Source organism: Corynebacterium suicordis DSM 45110, from assembly GCF_015351405.1.
Taxonomy (GTDB): Bacteria; Actinomycetota; Actinomycetes; order Mycobacteriales; family Mycobacteriaceae; genus Corynebacterium; species Corynebacterium suicordis.
This window is the reverse complement of the sequence record NZ_JADKMY010000002.1, coordinates 395,382-410,442: the sequence shown is the minus strand read 5'-3', so window position 1 is coordinate 410,442 and position 15,061 is coordinate 395,382. Positions and strand designations below refer to the sequence as shown.

Annotated in this window: 12 protein-coding genes and 1 tRNA gene; 4 read left to right on the top strand and 9 right to left on the bottom strand. The window is 61.1% G+C overall.

What is annotated here, in order from left to right; all coding sequences use genetic code 11:
- Window positions 1-34: 34 nt before the first annotated feature.
- The 9 genes from IRY30_RS08215 to IRY30_RS08175 all read right to left on the bottom strand — a co-directional run bounded on the left by IRY30_RS08215 (window position 35) and on the right by IRY30_RS08175 (window position 7,100).
- On the bottom strand, window positions 35-364 hold the full coding sequence (locus IRY30_RS08215; protein WP_194556917.1) for a hypothetical protein: 330 nt from the start codon (window positions 362-364) through the stop codon (window positions 35-37).
- Window positions 365-468: 104 nt separating this feature from the next.
- A complete protein-coding gene (locus IRY30_RS08210) occupies window positions 469-801 on the bottom strand; it encodes a hypothetical protein (RefSeq protein ID WP_194556916.1) in 333 nt (110 codons plus the stop codon).
- A gap of 272 nt (window positions 802-1,073) precedes the next feature.
- Window positions 1,074-1,907, bottom strand: coding sequence for a GDSL-type esterase/lipase family protein (locus tag IRY30_RS08205; protein WP_194556915.1), 834 nt, complete (start codon window positions 1,905-1,907; stop codon window positions 1,074-1,076).
- Window positions 1,908-2,256: 349 nt separating this feature from the next.
- Window positions 2,257-3,867 (bottom strand): solute symporter family protein, encoded by a 1,611-nt coding sequence (locus IRY30_RS08200; RefSeq protein ID WP_194556914.1) that lies wholly within the window; start codon window positions 3,865-3,867, stop codon window positions 2,257-2,259.
- Window positions 3,867-4,220, bottom strand: coding sequence for a DUF485 domain-containing protein (locus IRY30_RS08195; protein WP_194556913.1), 354 nt, complete (start codon window positions 4,218-4,220; stop codon window positions 3,867-3,869). Before IRY30_RS08195 ends, IRY30_RS08200 begins: the two co-directional genes overlap by 1 nt.
- 363 nt (window positions 4,221-4,583) lie before the next feature.
- Window positions 4,584-4,656: transfer RNA gene (locus IRY30_RS08190), tRNA-Arg, on the bottom strand.
- Window positions 4,657-4,723: 67 nt separating this feature from the next.
- Window positions 4,724-5,332, bottom strand: a complete 609-nt coding sequence (locus tag IRY30_RS08185) for a dihydrofolate reductase (protein WP_194556912.1) — start codon at window positions 5,330-5,332, stop codon at window positions 4,724-4,726.
- Complete coding sequence (locus IRY30_RS08180; RefSeq protein WP_374708561.1) at window positions 5,333-6,127, bottom strand: thymidylate synthase; 795 nt, start codon at window positions 6,125-6,127, stop codon at window positions 5,333-5,335.
- Between the two features lie 211 nt (window positions 6,128-6,338).
- Entirely contained in the window at window positions 6,339-7,100 is a 762-nt protein-coding gene (locus tag IRY30_RS08175) for a 3'(2'),5'-bisphosphate nucleotidase CysQ (RefSeq protein WP_194556910.1), read from the bottom strand.
- Between the two features lie 35 nt (window positions 7,101-7,135).
- On the opposite strand from IRY30_RS08175, the gene IRY30_RS08170 reads away from it, so the two are divergent.
- From IRY30_RS08170 to IRY30_RS08155, 4 genes are all read left to right on the top strand, one after another.
- Entirely contained in the window at window positions 7,136-12,070 is a 4,935-nt protein-coding gene (locus IRY30_RS08170) for a DEAD/DEAH box helicase (protein ID WP_194556909.1), read from the top strand.
- Window positions 12,071-12,100: 30 nt separating this feature from the next.
- A complete protein-coding gene (locus tag IRY30_RS08165) occupies window positions 12,101-12,991 on the top strand; it encodes an Fpg/Nei family DNA glycosylase (protein WP_194556908.1) in 891 nt (296 codons plus the stop codon).
- A gap of 631 nt (window positions 12,992-13,622) precedes the next feature.
- Entirely contained in the window at window positions 13,623-14,327 is a 705-nt protein-coding gene (locus IRY30_RS08160) for a hypothetical protein (RefSeq protein ID WP_194556907.1), read from the top strand.
- A gap of 24 nt (window positions 14,328-14,351) precedes the next feature.
- Window positions 14,352-14,960, top strand: a complete 609-nt coding sequence (locus tag IRY30_RS08155; RefSeq protein ID WP_194556906.1) for a hypothetical protein — start codon at window positions 14,352-14,354, stop codon at window positions 14,958-14,960.
- Window positions 14,961-15,061: the final 101 nt, after the last annotated feature.

Genomic DNA, 15,061 nt, shown 5'->3' with positions numbered 1-15,061 from the left:
AAAATCTTGCAGATTCAGCGAGCCCCAGCTGGCGTTATGTGGCGCTCACACCGCTGCCTGGGATCAACGAAAGAAGAAAGCCACCCACCAAGATGGGGATGATGACCACATACGCGAGTGGCGCGAACGGCCCCTTGAGCGTTTCCGAGAGGCCGCCGAGCATCCAGCTCAGAAAATCTGTCACAAACGCTGGCTGCTGGAAGGTTGATCCTCCGGAAGTGATCACGGGGTCTTCAGCTGGAGCGTCCAGAGGCGCAGCCAGAACCTGATACGCAGGCTCAGCAGCGGAGGCAGGAGCCACTGCGCCGAAAGTAAGCGCCGTTGCAGCAGCGACAGAAACTAGGGAAGCGGAAATGCGTTTCATGTGAGGACTCACTTCATGTGGATAAGCTGCACACGAAAGCGTGCAGGGGTGGAGGGGTTGAAGCCGGTGAAGCTGCGCGGTGGAGCCGCAGAGAGCGGCAAGCGCTAGAGGCTACCTTCTCCGCAGTTGCCGCTGGCGTTCAACAAGCTACAACCGAAGCCGAACAGGGAGAGGATAGTTCCAATAATGAAGGCGCCGAAAAGAAACGGAGCCGCAATGTAGGACCATGGTGCAGGCAGACCGAACACGTCATAGTACGAGCTGCCGGTTGCGGGGGCATCGGCAGCGACATACTGCGTGGCTGCAGCGGCGACATATTGGGTGGTCGCAGCAGAAACGTGCTGGGTGGTGTCAGCTGCAGAGGCGGGGGAGACCGCTGCGAACGCGAGTGAGGTGGCGGCAGTCAGTGAGAACAAAGTGGCGGAGGCACGCTTCATGGCAGAATTCTTTCCTTATTGCGGAACTTGGGTGGATAACCTGGGAGTGAAAGCTGAGTGTGAAACCTGGGTGTAAAAGCTTGAGTCGAGTACACCGATGTGCCCGTGTTTGAGGTTTCCCTCTGGAACATCTACTGCCTTCATCGGTTGCCAAAGCCCTGTTGTTAGCAGCGCAAAATAAGCAAGACCCCTGCGAATCACTTCGCAGGGGCGCTTCACCGGTTGACGGCTGACAGCCGCCGATCAGTCAAGACGGGAGCTGTGGCCGAAAACTACTTCTTAGCAGCGTTCGAAGCCAAGGCTCCCAAACCTTCGTTGGTCATATGGAACGTGAGGTTGTGAGGTCCGGAGCCGGTATCAATCAGGCCAACGGTCCATCGCTTGTTTCCAGGAGCGCACATATCGTGGCCTTGGCTGATGGCCTTGGAATCCACGAAAGTTCCTCCCGCGCGCTGAGCGCCATTGATGCCGGCGCGCTGCAGGATGCCCTCGGAGTCACGCACTGCGGGGATCGGGGCCAGCGGCATGGTGTTATCGCCGATGTTGACCAGACACACATCACCGTTTGGAGCGGCGATCTGGTTGAGTCCGATGATCTTCACCCGCGCGTTGGGCGCCAACTTCTTTGCGTGATTGATGGTGTCTGCAAAACCATTGGTCAGGTCCGTCTCGATCTGGCCCAGCGGTACCTGGTTGAGGATGTGCGGGTAGGTGTCATTGGCGCCGGCCATGATGACAACCTCTCTGGTGGAGGCGTTCAGCTTGCCGGCCATCGCAGCATTATCCAACTGGGCGGTCACGTGCTGGCCACCGGTGCGGATAGAAGCTCCGGCACAGGTGTAATCGAAGGTTTCCAGGCCTGCAGCTGCGCCATACGCAGCCGGCATCTGCCCATCAGTGGCGCAGCCGTTCAAGTTGACGTGCGCGCCTGGGATCGGCACGCCCGTCTTGACCGCGAGGTAGCTCGCCACCGTTGGGTTCGCGGGAATGGAATCGCCCACAAACACAGCAGAGTTAGGGGCTGCCGAAGCAGTTGGTGCCGCGATGGCCAGGGGAGCGATTGCGGTGATGGCCGCAAGAGCAAGACGAGTAACTTGGCGCTTCATATTTACTACCGTTTCTTCCGTCTCGGGGTTGTTCGGGTACAAACTCACCGGTGCGTAGACGGCACGCTCCGTGAGAAATCTTCCTGAGCTGGTAATTCCTTGTCGGAATGGCGCTTAGGATCGTATAAGCTTTTGTTTTCCTTACATACGTACATCTCAGTTTCCATACGCTTTGTTACGAAACTGTGTTTGTTTTTATTTTCGACGCCAAGCGCGGACCCCCTCCGCGCTGAAAAATATGGTGGCATGATTATTCGCAATTCGCAAAAAAGCGGGGCGCCCCGTTTCGAAAGAAACGAGGCGCCCCGCGTTGGCGTCGAATAAAAAACGGCCGCTATCCTGCGAATATTTAGTGATCCACGGCAGCTTCCACGCCCACACCGGTGAGGGAGCGAACTTCCATCTCGGCCTGCAGGTCATCGAGGTTATCCGGCTTGCCAAGGTAGGTGCCGACGATGCCCGCCAAGAAGCCCAGCGGGATGGAGACCAGGCCTGGGTTGGCCAATGGGAACCATGCGAAATCGGCGTTCGGAAGGATGGAGGTTTCCGCGCCGGATACCGCAGGGGAGAAGATGATCAGGAAGATTGCGCTCAACAGGCCAGTCCACAGGGATGCCACGGCACCCGTGGTGTTGAAGCGCTTCCAGTACAGGGAGTACAGGATGGTCGGAACGTTCGCGGAGGCCGCGATACAGAAGGCCAGGGAAACCAGGAAGGCCACGTTCTGGCTCATCGCGCCGATGCCCAACAGGATCGAGACAATACCGATCACAACCACGGTGATGCGGGAGACGCGAACCTGCTCCTCCGGGGTGGCCTGACCCTTGCGGATCACGGAGTTGTAGAGGTCGTGAGCCACGGAGGCGGAGGCGGTAATGGCCAGGCCGGCAACCACGGCGAGCACGGTAGCGAAGGCCACCGCGGAGATGATGGCCATGAAGATTGGTCCGGCCAGCTCCAGCGCGAGCAGAGGTGCAGCGGAGTTCGCGCCACCCGGTGCGGCCTTGATGCGCTCTGGTCCCACGTAAGCTGCAGCGGCGTAACCCAGCACCAGGGTGAGCAGGTAGAAGCCACCGATGAGCACGATTGCCCAGGTCACGGACTTGCGAGCGGCCTTAGCGGTAGGCACGGTGTAGAAGCGCATCAGCACGTGAGGCAGACCAGCCACACCCAGGGACAGGGAAAGACCCAGCGCGATGAAGTCCAGCTTGGTGGTATCAGACTTACCGTACTTCATGCCCGGCTCCAGGATGGCCTCATTACCGCCGTGCGCTTCCACAGCGCGGGCGAGCAGCTCGGAGAAGTTACCCTTCACCATCACGGCGATGATGATCACCATGATGACCACGCAAGAACACAGCAGAACGGCCTTGATCATCTGCACGATGGTAGTGCCCTTCATGCCGCCGATCAGCACGTAAGCGATCATCACCACGCCCACCACGGCCACGATTGCGGCCTGGGCGGTCTTATCGTGAATGTCCATCAACACGGCAACCAAGGAACCGGCGCCAGCCATCTGGGCGACCAGGTAAAACAGGGAGACGCCCAACGTAGCGAAGGCAGCCGCGACACGAACGGGGCGCTGCTTCAGGCGGAAGGAGAGAACGTCCGCCATGGTGAAGCGACCGGTATTACGAAGCGGCTCCGCGACCAGCAGCAACGCGATGAGCCACGCCACGAAGAAGCCAATGGAGTACAGGAATCCGTCATAACCCGTCATGGCGATAGCGCCGACGATGCCCAGGAAGGATGCAGCGGAGAGGTAATCGCCCGCGATGGCCAAACCGTTCTGGGTGCCCGAGAACTGTGCGCCGCCGGTGTAGAAGTCGGAGGCGCTCTTTTGTGGGCGTCGAGAAGCATAGGTCACAATGCCCAAGGTCACCACGATGAAGGCGACGAACACGGACATGTTCAGCGTGGGGTTGCCCGCGCTCGATTCTGCAGCAAGGTTAAACATTAGGGGCGCTCCTGATTTTCCAGAGCTTCGCGGATCGCGCGAGAGCGGGGTTCTAGTTGCTTATTGGCGAATGACACATACAGCCAGGTGATGGCGAAGGTGGTGACGAACTGCAGCAGCCCCACCAGGATTCCCAGGTTGATGTTGCCCAGGATCTTGATGGAGAGGAAGCTAGGCGCGTACATCGCGACCAGCACATATGTGATGAACCAGAGCAGACCCGCGATGGTGAGCGGGAAGGTGAATCCGCGCTGCTTGGAGCGCAATTCTTGAAATTCTGGGCTTTTTTGGGCAGTCCGGAACTCTTCAGCGGTGGGACTGTGTTTGACGTGCGAAGGCACTGATTGGCTCACGCGGATTCTCCTTACTAAAAGACCATCGCCGGATTACGACAATGGTCGCGATTAAGCTAGTGCGGAACGCTACCGTGCACGCGTGGGAAATTTGGGGCTAATGTGGTTTTTCATGCGAAAATAGTTCGCGGCTGCCAGCGACGTGCGCAAACGTGCAGCAATTTTCGGGGGCAATGGGGGAGGATCGGGGTGCGATCGGGGCCGAGACGGCAGGTGGCCGCGATATTTACTTATAGAAAGTGGCGTTTATTTCTCTTTGTTTTCGACGCCAGCCCGTGGCTTTTCCGCGGGAAATCGTTGGCGGGGGTTTCAGTTGCCGCGTGGGCTCCGGGGGAGCTTAGGCGAGCTCCGGGCAGAAAAATGTGCCCCAGAGAGGAATCGAACCTCCGACACCGGCTTTAGGAGAGCCGTGCTCTATCCACTGAGCTACTGGGGCAATGTGCTTGAAAAAGCACTTCTAGGATTGTACTAGGTTTGGATTTTTCCTAGGCCGTGGCCGCCCGCTACTTCCGGGTCCACTCCACGATTCGGTAGTGCAGTGGCTCATCATCATCCACTGCGTGGCCCTTTTCCGAGGTGAGCCACTCGCCGGCGTTTTGCGTGAACGTGTCTTCGGGAATCTCCGGGGCGAAGACCTGGAAACGCTCCGGCGCGGTCATGTCGATCTCCGTGATGACGATCCGATCCGCCACATCCATGCACTGCTTGTACACGGTGCCGCCGCCCAAAATCCACACGGTATTGCTGATTTCCGCGCTGGAATGCGCTTCCATCCATTCCGCGGCTTTCCCAATTGCCTCGGAGAGGTTGGTGTAGACGTGCCCGCCCGGCGCGTCATAGGACGCATTACTGGTCACCACGAAATTCTCTCGCTTGGGCAGTGGGCGATATGCATCCCCCAGCGCCTCCCATGAGGTGCGGCCCATCACCACGGCGTAACCCTCGGTGGATTCCTTGAAATGCTGCAGATCCTCCGGCAGGTACCACGGCATATCTTCGCCGTCTCCGATCACCAGATCCGTGGTCTGTGCCCAGATCATGGCCACTTCCACGCCCTCATCCAGGTGCTCACGCAGCTCAGCGAGTGAGAGATTGGGGTAATCCTGCGCCATTTACACGGCCACCTTTCCCTTGATTGCCGGATGTGGGTCATAGCCGGTGAAGTTGATGTCGCTGAAACCGTAGCTGAAGATGTCCGCAGCCTTCGTGAGCTCCAGCTGCGGGTACGGGCGAGCCTCGCGGCTCAGCTGCAGGCGCACCTGATCTTGGTGGTTGTCATAGATGTGGCAGTCACCGCCGGTCCAAATGAACTCGCCGACCTCCAACCCAGCCTGCTGCGCAAACATGTGCGTGAGCAGAGAATAGCTGGCGATGTTGAATGGCACGCCCAGGAACATATCCGCGCTGCGCTGGTACAGCTGGCAGCTGAGCTTCCCATCCGCCACATAGAACTGGAACAGCAGGTGGCAGGGAGGCAGCGCCATGTTGGAGATCTCCGCGACGTTCCAGGCGGAGACGATGTTGCGTCGCGATTCCGGCTGCGTGCGCAGCATTTCCAGGCTCTGCGCGATCTGGTCGATGTGCGCACCATCTGGGGTGGGCCAGGAGCGCCACTGCACTCCGTAGACCGGTCCCAGCTCGCCGTTTTCATCGGCCCATTCGTTCCAGATGCGGATGCCGTTTTCCTGCAGCCAGTGCACATTGGAGTCGCCGCGCAGGAACCACAGCAGTTCGCCCACCACGGATTTCACGTGGACAGACTTGGTGGTCAGCAGCGGGAAAGAGTCCGCCAGGTTGAAGCGGATCTGTTTGCCGAACAGGCTGGTGGTGCCGGTTCCCGTGCGATCGCCGCGGTGCGCTCCCGTCTCCAGAATCTCCCGCAGCAGATCCTCATAGGGGGTCGGGATCGGGGACTCGGTGTTCTTGTTATCCGACGCCAACACGTCTCTCCTCGCGCCTTATTCCAAAATGTTCTGCTGGCCGTCAAAGATTAAAGTAGCCAGCGCTGATCTGAGTGACAGCCTAACGGAGCCTAGTGGGCGCGGTGAACTGGGACAGGGGATCGCGTGCGGAGCGCACTCTGCTCAGCGTCCGAGCCCGGGGAATGCCCGGGAAGGGCTAGGCGTACTCGCCGTGTCCTGCGTGGAACTTTTCCACGGCTGCCAGGATCTTCTCCGCGATGTTCTTGCGGCTGATCAGCAGGTCTGGGAGGTAAGGATCCTCTTGGTTATAGACGATCTTGGAGCCGTCCAAGCGGCTGGTGTGCAGACCGGCTGCTTCGGCAATGCCCACGGGTGCGGCGTTATCCCACTCGTACTGGCCACCGGCGTGGATGTACGCATCGTTATCTCCAAGGATCACGGAGACAGCCTTGGCGCCACAGCTGCCCATGGTGACGAGCTCCATGCCCAGCTCATCTGCCACGAACTGGCCGATCTTCGGTGGGGAGTTGCGGCTCACCACCAGGCGGTTGGTGGCAGGCCCATCAACGGCGCGCACCTCGGAGGTGAGGAACACGGTTCCCAGATCAGGCATGCCCACGGCAGCGTGGGTAATTTTCCCGTTCTCTGCCAGCGCGATATGCACGGCCCAGTCTTGGCGAACCGAAGCAAACTCGCGGGTTCCATCGAGCGGATCAATGATCCACACGCGCTCCATCCCCAGGCGTTCCTTGGTATCTGGAGCCTCTTCGGAGAGCATGGCATCATCCGGGCGGTGCTGCTCCAGGCAGCGCGCAATCCAGTCCTGAGCTTGGGAATCTCCGGCGTCTCCCAAGGCCTCGCCGCGCAGGAGACCTACGTTTCGCACACCCTTGAGAATTTCTCCGGTGCCCAGTGCAAGACGCAGGGCGAGGGTTTCATCATTGAGATCAGCCGTCATAACCTCCGATTTTAGCGTTGGAATAAGATAGTCACATGCTCCACGACCCGCTGGATAAATTTCATGCCCCCGTCTCGGCATGGTTTCGGGACGTGTTTGTCGAGCCCACGGTGGTACAAAACCAGGCGTGGGAGGCCATTTCCACTGGCCACAACGCCCTCGTTGTTGCCCCGACTGGTTCGGGTAAAACATTGGCAGCTTTCTTGTGGGCGCTCTCTGAACTCACCCGCGGGTCGTTCTTGCAGGAATCGCCGAACCCCGCCGCCGCGAAATCCAGCACCAAGAAATCCAATGCCAAGAAATCCAGCACGCAAAAGGCCGGCACCCGCGTGCTGTACATCTCCCCGCTCAAGGCCCTGGGCGTGGACGTGGATAGAAACCTGGCTGCCCCATTAGCAGGTATCGCGCGCACCGCGGCCGCCATGGAAGAAACGGTGGCGCCAGTTCGAGTGGGGGTCCGCAGTGGCGATACCCCGTCCAGCGAGCGCGCGAAGATGCTGCGCAACCCTCCGGAAATCCTCATCACCACTCCGGAATCTCTCTACCTCATGCTCACCTCCAAGGCGGCGGGCACGCTGAGGGGAGTGGACACGGTCATCGTGGATGAGGTCCACGCCGTGGCGGGCACAAAGCGTGGCACGCACCTAGCTCTGAGTTTGGAGCGCCTGGAAATGCTCACGGAGCAACCCGTGCAGCGCATCGGGCTTTCCGCCACCGTCAACCCGATCGATACGGTGGCCAGCTTCCTCGGTGGGGATCGGCCCGTCACCGTGGTCAACCCCCGCTCCTCCAAGTCCTGGGATGTGCAGGTCCGTTCAGTGGTGGAGGATTTTCAGGATCCGCCCGCGTATGAGGACGTGGCGGCGTCGAGCTTTGAAGATGCTTCAGCCATTTCGGAGGGGGATTCAGAGCTTATCGACGAAGCCCTCCTCGGACCTTCACTCATGGGAGAGGGGCTGGGAGGAAACACCTCAGCGGGCTCCGGCGCGCGAGTGGCCAGCGGGGTGGATAAGGAATCCGCTCTGCCACAGCAAAAGAGCGTGTGGCCACACGTGCAGCGCGCGGTGTACGAGCAGATCATGGAGAATCACTCCACGCTGGTGTTCGTGAACTCCCGGCGTAGCGCGGAGCGACTCACTGGTGCGCTCAATGAGGAGTGGGCCAAGGAGCATGATCCGGACGCGCTGGCCAACCCCACCAGGAGAGATCCCGCCCAGCTCATGGCGCAGTCCACCGCGGTGCGCGGGGTGGAACCGATCATCGCCCGGGCGCACCATGGGTCGGTGTCCAAGGATGAGCGCGCGGACATCGAGGAAGCTCTCAAGGCCGGGCGATTGAAGTGCGTGGTGGCCACCAGTTCTCTGGAGCTGGGCATCGATATGGGTTTGGTGGATCACGTGATCCAGGTGGGCGCGCCTCCCAGTGTGTCTGCAGCAATTCAGCGTTGTGGTCGCGCCGGGCACACAGTGGGTGCAACCAGTGGCGCGACTATTTATCCGCTGCACAAGCAGGATGCGGAAGCCGCCACGGTGATCGTGGACAAACTCCTCAAGGGTGAGCTGGAACCGCTGCACGTGGTGAACAACGCGCTTGATGTGCTGGCCCAGCAGACGGTGGCGGCGGCTGTGCAGGCAGATGCCGTGCCGCAGCTCATGGGCCGGGGAGAGGAAGATCCCGTTGAGACTGAACTGGAGACCTCGCTGGATGTGGAGGAATGGTGGCGGGTGGTGCGCCGCGCGCATCCGTATGCTGCCCTGCCACGCGAAGCCTTCGATGCCGTGGTGGAGCTAATCAGCGGGCATTACCCATCCACGGATTTCGCGGACCTCAAGGCGCGCGTGGTCTATGACACCCAAGCGGGCACGCTGACAGCTCGCCCGGGCTCGCAGCGCCTGGCCGTGACCAGCGGTGGCACGATTCCGGACCGGGGAATGTTCGGGGTCTTCCTCGCCGCAGGTGAGGAAACCGGCGCCCGGCGCGTGGGTGAGCTGGATGAGGAGATGGTCTACGAATCCCGTGTGGGAGATGTGTTCACCCTCGGGGCATCCAGCTGGAGAATCCTGGAGATCTCGCGGGATCAGGTGATCGTGGCTCCTGCGGCTGGGCACACTGGCCGACTGCCGTTTTGGACAGGCGATGCGGAGGGTAGGCCCATCGAGCTGGGGCGGGCCATCGGTCAGCACCGGCGCGAATGGGGCACGCAGAGCCTGCAAGACCTGCGGGGTTCCGACTTCATTTGCCACAACACCCGGGGAAACCTGGATGCGTATTACGCCGCGCAAAAAGAGACCGCGGGCATCATCCCGGATGAAAAGACACTGCTCATCGAGAGGTTCCGGGATGAGATCGGCGATTGGCGCGTGATTGTGCACAGCCCATTTGGTCGGGGTATCAACGCGCCGTGGGCCATGGCACTGGCCGCTCAACTGCAACGGGAAACGGGGATTGACGCGATGGCCGTCGCCGGGGATGACGGCATGGTTCTGCGCCTTCCCTATTCGGAACAACCTCCGGGGTTGGAGTTGCTGTTGGCGTCGGAAAGAAAAGATGAAAGCAACACGGGGGACGCGGCAGACAACGTGCTGGCCGACGTGATGGACAATGTGGGTTCATCGGCGCTGTTCGCGGGGCGTTTCCGGGAATGTGCTGCTCGTGCGCTGCTGTTGCCGCGGCGAACCCCGGGCAAGCGGCAGCCGTTGTGGCAGCAGAGACAAAAGGCTTCGCAGTTGCTGGATGTGGCGCGCAACCACCCGGAGTTTCCCGTGATGGTGGAGACGATGCGCGAGTGCCTACACGATGTGTATGACCTCGATGCGCTGAAAAGCCTGGTGCGGGGATTGGAGACGCGCGGTGGGCAGGACGCGCTGCGGGTGGCTGAAGTCACCACGGAAGCGCCGAGTGCCTTCGCGGAGTCTTTGCTGTTCACGTACACCAGCGCGTTCATGTACGAGGGCGATTCCGCCGAGCGTGCCGCGGCTTTGGCGGTGGATCCAGCGCTGCTGGCCAAAGTGTTGGGCAAGTCCGGCGAGGGCTTGCTGCTGAGCTCGCAGGTAATCCGCAACGTGGTGGAGGGCGCGCAATGGCTGGCGGAGGGGCGCCGGGCCGTGCACGTGGAGCAGGTGGTGGACATGCTGCGGATGCTCGGGCCCATGACCGCCGAGCAGGTGATGGAGCGCCGAGAGATGACGGGCGAGGACCCGCTGGCAGACATCCGTGCGTTGATGCCGCAGCGGATCGTGGAAGTCAGCTTTGGCGGGGCCAGGAAATTGGCCGTGGTGGAAGATTTACCCCTGCTACGTGATGGTTTGGGCGTGCCGGTGCCGCCCGGTGCCGCCGCAGACCCGCAGCCGGTTGCGGACGCGGTGGATCAGTTGTTGCTGCGGTGGGCTCGTCATCGTGGGCCGTTCACCGCAGCCGAGGCCGCCGCGGAGTTCGGCTTGGGTGTGGCCACGTCTGATTCCTTGTTGCGCAGGTGGGTGGGGGATCGACGCCTCGATTCCGGCACTTTCGTGCTTGACGAAGACTCCGCGGGGGAGCCGCCCACGCAATACGTGGACGTGGGAATGCTGCGGCGTTTGCGCTCTGCCACGCTGGCCGCTGCCCGGGGAGCGCTGGAGCCGGTCAGCCGTGCCACGTATGCCGAATTCCTCCAAGCATGGCACGGGTTGCTGGAGTCCGAGCGGGAGGATCTGCCGAGCGTACTGGAACAGCTGGCTGGCGTGGCCCTGCCCGCCAGTGCATGGGAAACCGTGGTGTTGCCGGCGCGCATCCCCAATTATCAGCCGGAGGACTTGGACGAGCTGCTCAATTCCGGCGAGGTGTTGGCCGTGGGAGCTGGCAGCGCGGGAAGTAATGACCCGCTGGTGATGCTGCTTCCCGCCGAGCTAGCGCCAGCGTTGCTGGAGCCCGAGGAGCCCATCACCACCACCGTTGCCGCCCAGATCCTGGAGCATGTCAGCCATGGCGGAGCTTTCCTCGCCAGCGAATTAGCCCAGGTCACGGGCGCCAATCACGCCGAAGTTGATGCGGCCATGTGGGAGCTGTTCGATAGTTCACTGCTGGTGCCGGATTCCTTCGCCGCTCTCCGGCGTCGCTTGCTGGATGCCGGGGCCAGCGGAAAATCCGCCCACCGCGCACCCCGGAAGGATCGTGGTAGAGGATCTCAGCGACGGTTGCGGATGGGGCGCACCTCCTTTGCCCAGACGGCCAAGAGTGAGGAGGCCCGGGCGCGCCGGGCGGCGGTGAATGCGCACGCTTCGGTTCCTGGCCGCTGGGCTGCGGTTCCGCGGGGTGCCGCGCATGCAGCGAGCGCCGCGGACCGGGCCGTTGCCCGGGGCGAGGCGTGGCTGGACCGCTATGGAGTAGTCACGCGGGGATCAATCGTGGCGGAGAAATCCGCCGGTGGTTTCGCGGATGCGTATCGCACGCTTTCTGCCTGGGAGGATTCCGGAGTGGTCCTGCGCGGCTACGTGGTGGAGGGGCTGGGTGGAGCCCAGTTTGCCCCGCGCGGGGTGATCTCTCAACTGCGGCGGATGGAAGACGGAACGGACAGCACTCAAGCCATCGGACCAGCCCACGCAATCATCCTGGCCGCAGCTGATCCCGCCAACCCCTATGGCTCCGCACTGCCTTGGCCAGAAGTGGCAGAAGAGGTACCCAGCCCACACCGGGGCGTGGGCTCGCTGGTGATTCTGCGCAACGGTCAGGCTCTCGCGCACCTCAGCAGAGGCGCCCGCGGGCTCAGCATTCTGGGACAAAAACAGGCTGTGAGCTTTGGCGATGAGGATGCGGGGGTGGCGTCGGGAATCATCACCCACGTCGTGGACGCGATCACCGCGGCAGTGCGCGCCGGGAAGCTGGCGCCGGTGGTGCTGGAGCGGATCGATGGCGTGAGCGTCATGGGGGCCGATACGCGCGCGTGGACCGCTGCTGGCGCGCGGCTGACACCCAAGGGGCTGAGCATTAAGTGAGCCCGCAGATCCCCGAAGTGGAGGTGAATCATGCCTGAAGGCGATTCCGTGTTGCAGCTTTCCGAGCGCCTGCAATGGATGCAGGGCCGTACGGTCACGCACACCGATATTCGTGTGCCGCGCTTTGCCACCCACAACCTGGACGGGCAGGTGGTCCATCGCGTGTGGCCCTATGGAAAGCACCTGTTCATGCAGGTCGGGGATACAATCGTGCACACCCACCTGAAAATGGAGGGTGTGTGGGCCATTCATGCGCGAGGGACGCGTTGGCGCCGCCCGGGTTATAGCGCGCGGATCATTCTGCATCTGTCCCCGCAGCACCAAGGTGGCTCCGATATTGAGATCGTGGGCCATTCTTTGGGGTTCGTGCGGCTCTTTCCCGTTTCTTCTTACGACGCCACCATTGAGCACCTTGGGCCGGATATCTTGGATTCCCGGTGGGAGCTGCCGGAGCAGGATCCGCGCTGGGATGGGCGTTCCGGCAGAGATGAAGCCATCCGGCGGGTGATGCGGCGGCCCGAGCGCAGCTTGGGCGCGGCACTGCTGGATCAGAAAAATGTGGCGGGTGTCGGCAATGAGTACCGCGCGGAGATCATGTTCCTCATGGGTCGGCACCCCGCGGTTCCAGTTGGTGCGGTGGGCGGCCGAGGAGTGGAAAAGGCGATAGATCTGGCGCGCCGAGTGATGTGGGAAAACCGCATGGAACCGCACCGGATTTTTACCGGTGATAGGCGGCCAGGCATGAGCACGTTTGTGTTCGGGCGCGCTGGAAAGGCCTGCCGGCGATGCGGGGAAGCGATCGAGCAATCGACGCTGGGTGGCCGCTGGGCTGGGGGAGATCCAGACCTCGATGATGCAGAGCTGGAGCGCATCATTTGGTGGTGCCCCAACTGCCAGGCGTTGGAGCTGGGGGAGCGTTAGGCACTGGACATCTGCGCGAAGTTTTTCGGCTGGGTAGGTCTACGCATGGATCCACGCTGAAGAAGGTTGCGATCTCTGCTGGCTAAAAGCGCAGGTGAAAACGGTTATTGCAGCGGAGTGAAGGAAATTTTCGGGGCAGCGCTCATGCGCGGGTGTTTTCCCCTCACGATGGGGGTAAAAAACTGCGTTCCGTAGGCAATGAAGCGCGTTTTTTCGCCGTCTTTCAAATGTTTACCTCAATTTAATGTTCTCCCGGAAAACTGTTTTGCGGATTTGCGGCTTCTTAGGCTGTGTTGGGGGGCGGGGAGTAGCGGATCCGATGCATTGCGGCAGCAAGACCGGGGGATTGTTGAACAGTGATCAGCGGGGAGTGGAAAATAGGTGAGGCATCCCTAAGTTTCTTTGCTTATTTTCTTATAAAGATTTCGCCGCAATTTGACCAACAGTAAATGGACGGCTTCAAGTTTGCGGAATTGTGCAACCTAGCGCCTCTTCCTTTGGCGTAACGCGCTCCATAGTGTGATGTTCAACCAGCCGAGAGGGCTCGTTGCTATCGAAGAGATCACGCGACAAAAGCCCACAAACGCACCTGCGTTCAAGCGATTGTCCAGCGCTTTTGAGGAGAAGAACCATGACCCACAAGTCGAACCTGCGCATCGGGGCCACCCGCGTCCTCGCATCCGCAGCCACCGCACTCGTTTTCACCGCTGGTCTTGCAGGCGGCGCTCAGGCCGTTACCCAGGATGATCACTACCCAGAGACCCCAAAGCTCAACCCCACTCTGCCGATCATCAACACCTACCACGGCTCCGATCACATCAAGGCCAACATCCTGAACCCAGAGCCAGTGTGCAACGCTCTCGAGGACTACCGCACCGTGGTGTACAAGGTGAAGGATAACTTCAGCCCAGCCGGCACCATCTCTGCCACCAACAAGAGCCAGCACACCATCCCGCTGACCCAGGAGCTGTCCCGCTCTGAGACCATCAGCCTCACCGTCAAGGGCGATCGCACCAACTCCACCACCGCAAACATCGGTGGTTCCAAGGATGGCATCTCCGCCTCCATCACCCAGGAGCTCGCTTCCACCATTGGTGCTGAGTTCTCCTACTCCCTGTCCTGGAACGTCGGCCAGACCATCGGCCCATACGACGTCCCAGCTGGCCACACCGGTGAAGCCAAGTACGGTTTCCGCACCATCGACATGACCGGCACCCAGCAGTACTGCAAGTCCAACGGCACCTGGTCCACCCCGACCTTCTGGTCCGCACTGTCCCCAGTGAAGAACGAAGTGCAAGTTCGCTTGTACGACAACCCAGCTGATTCCAACAAGTAAATCGCACCAGAAGGAAACATCATCATGAACATTCGCAAGACTTCGCTCCGCAGCGGTTTGGCAGCAGCTCTGCTGGGCGCAACCGTCTTCGCCGCAGCTCCGGCCACCGCCGCTCCTGCTGTGGAATCCCCAACCCCGGCCGATGAAACCCAGGTCGATGTCCTGGATCTCAAGCCAGAGATCCGCGTGGCTGCTGGAAAGGCCCCAGGTTTCGCTGGTCTGGTCTCCATCTCCGCAAAGAACGTGGGAAACACCACCTACTACCAGGAATTCCCCCTGACCACCTTCCGCATTGAGGTCAAGACCGCCAAGGGCCCTAAGGGTGTGGATCGTCTAATCACCCCAGGTTGGTTCAACGGCGCGTACACCCGCGACCTCGGTTTTGACCGCGCGACCTCCACCCGCACCTTCGAGGTCACCCTGTCCAACCCAATCCGCGAGGGCAAGTCCAGCCTCATCGCCAACCTGGACTTCGGCGATGGCAACACGGATCGCGGCCGCGTGGTCAACTACATCACCGTCACCCAGGTGGGTCGCCCCCAGGCTGATACCTCCACCGCCAACGATCAGAATGATGACTCCCGCACGGCGACGCTGACCGATGGTGGCCGCCCCAACGCTGGCCTGTTCTGATCTTCCCCCTCGGAATGACACAGCGCTAGGCATCCTGCCCTAGGCACGAAACACCCCGGATATCTCGGAAAAGAGATAACCGGGGTTCTTCGTATTCTTCG

Excerpts from the sequence above, each read along its gene's own strand:
- IRY30_RS08215 (WP_194556917.1), bottom strand. The coding sequence starts at position 364 with ATGAAACGCATTTCCGCTTCCCTAGTTTCTGTCGCTGCTGCAACGGCG.
- IRY30_RS08175 (WP_194556910.1), bottom strand. The coding sequence starts at position 7,100 with ATGACGGCTGATCTCAATGATGAAACCCTCGCCCTGCGTCTTGCACTG.
- IRY30_RS08170 (WP_194556909.1), top strand. The coding sequence starts at position 7,136 with ATGCTCCACGACCCGCTGGATAAATTTCATGCCCCCGTCTCGGCATGG.
- IRY30_RS08160 (WP_194556907.1), top strand. The coding sequence starts at position 13,623 with ATGACCCACAAGTCGAACCTGCGCATCGGGGCCACCCGCGTCCTCGCA.
- IRY30_RS08165 (WP_194556908.1), top strand. The coding sequence starts at position 12,101 with ATGCCTGAAGGCGATTCCGTGTTGCAGCTTTCCGAGCGCCTGCAATGG.
- IRY30_RS08155 (WP_194556906.1), top strand. The coding sequence starts at position 14,352 with ATGAACATTCGCAAGACTTCGCTCCGCAGCGGTTTGGCAGCAGCTCTG.
- IRY30_RS08200 (WP_194556914.1), bottom strand. The coding sequence starts at position 3,867 with ATGTTTAACCTTGCTGCAGAATCGAGCGCGGGCAACCCCACGCTGAAC.
- IRY30_RS08210 (WP_194556916.1), bottom strand. The coding sequence starts at position 801 with ATGAAGCGTGCCTCCGCCACTTTGTTCTCACTGACTGCCGCCACCTCA.
- IRY30_RS08205 (WP_194556915.1), bottom strand. The coding sequence starts at position 1,907 with ATGAAGCGCCAAGTTACTCGTCTTGCTCTTGCGGCCATCACCGCAATC.
- IRY30_RS08185 (WP_194556912.1), bottom strand. The coding sequence starts at position 5,332 with ATGGCGCAGGATTACCCCAATCTCTCACTCGCTGAGCTGCGTGAGCAC.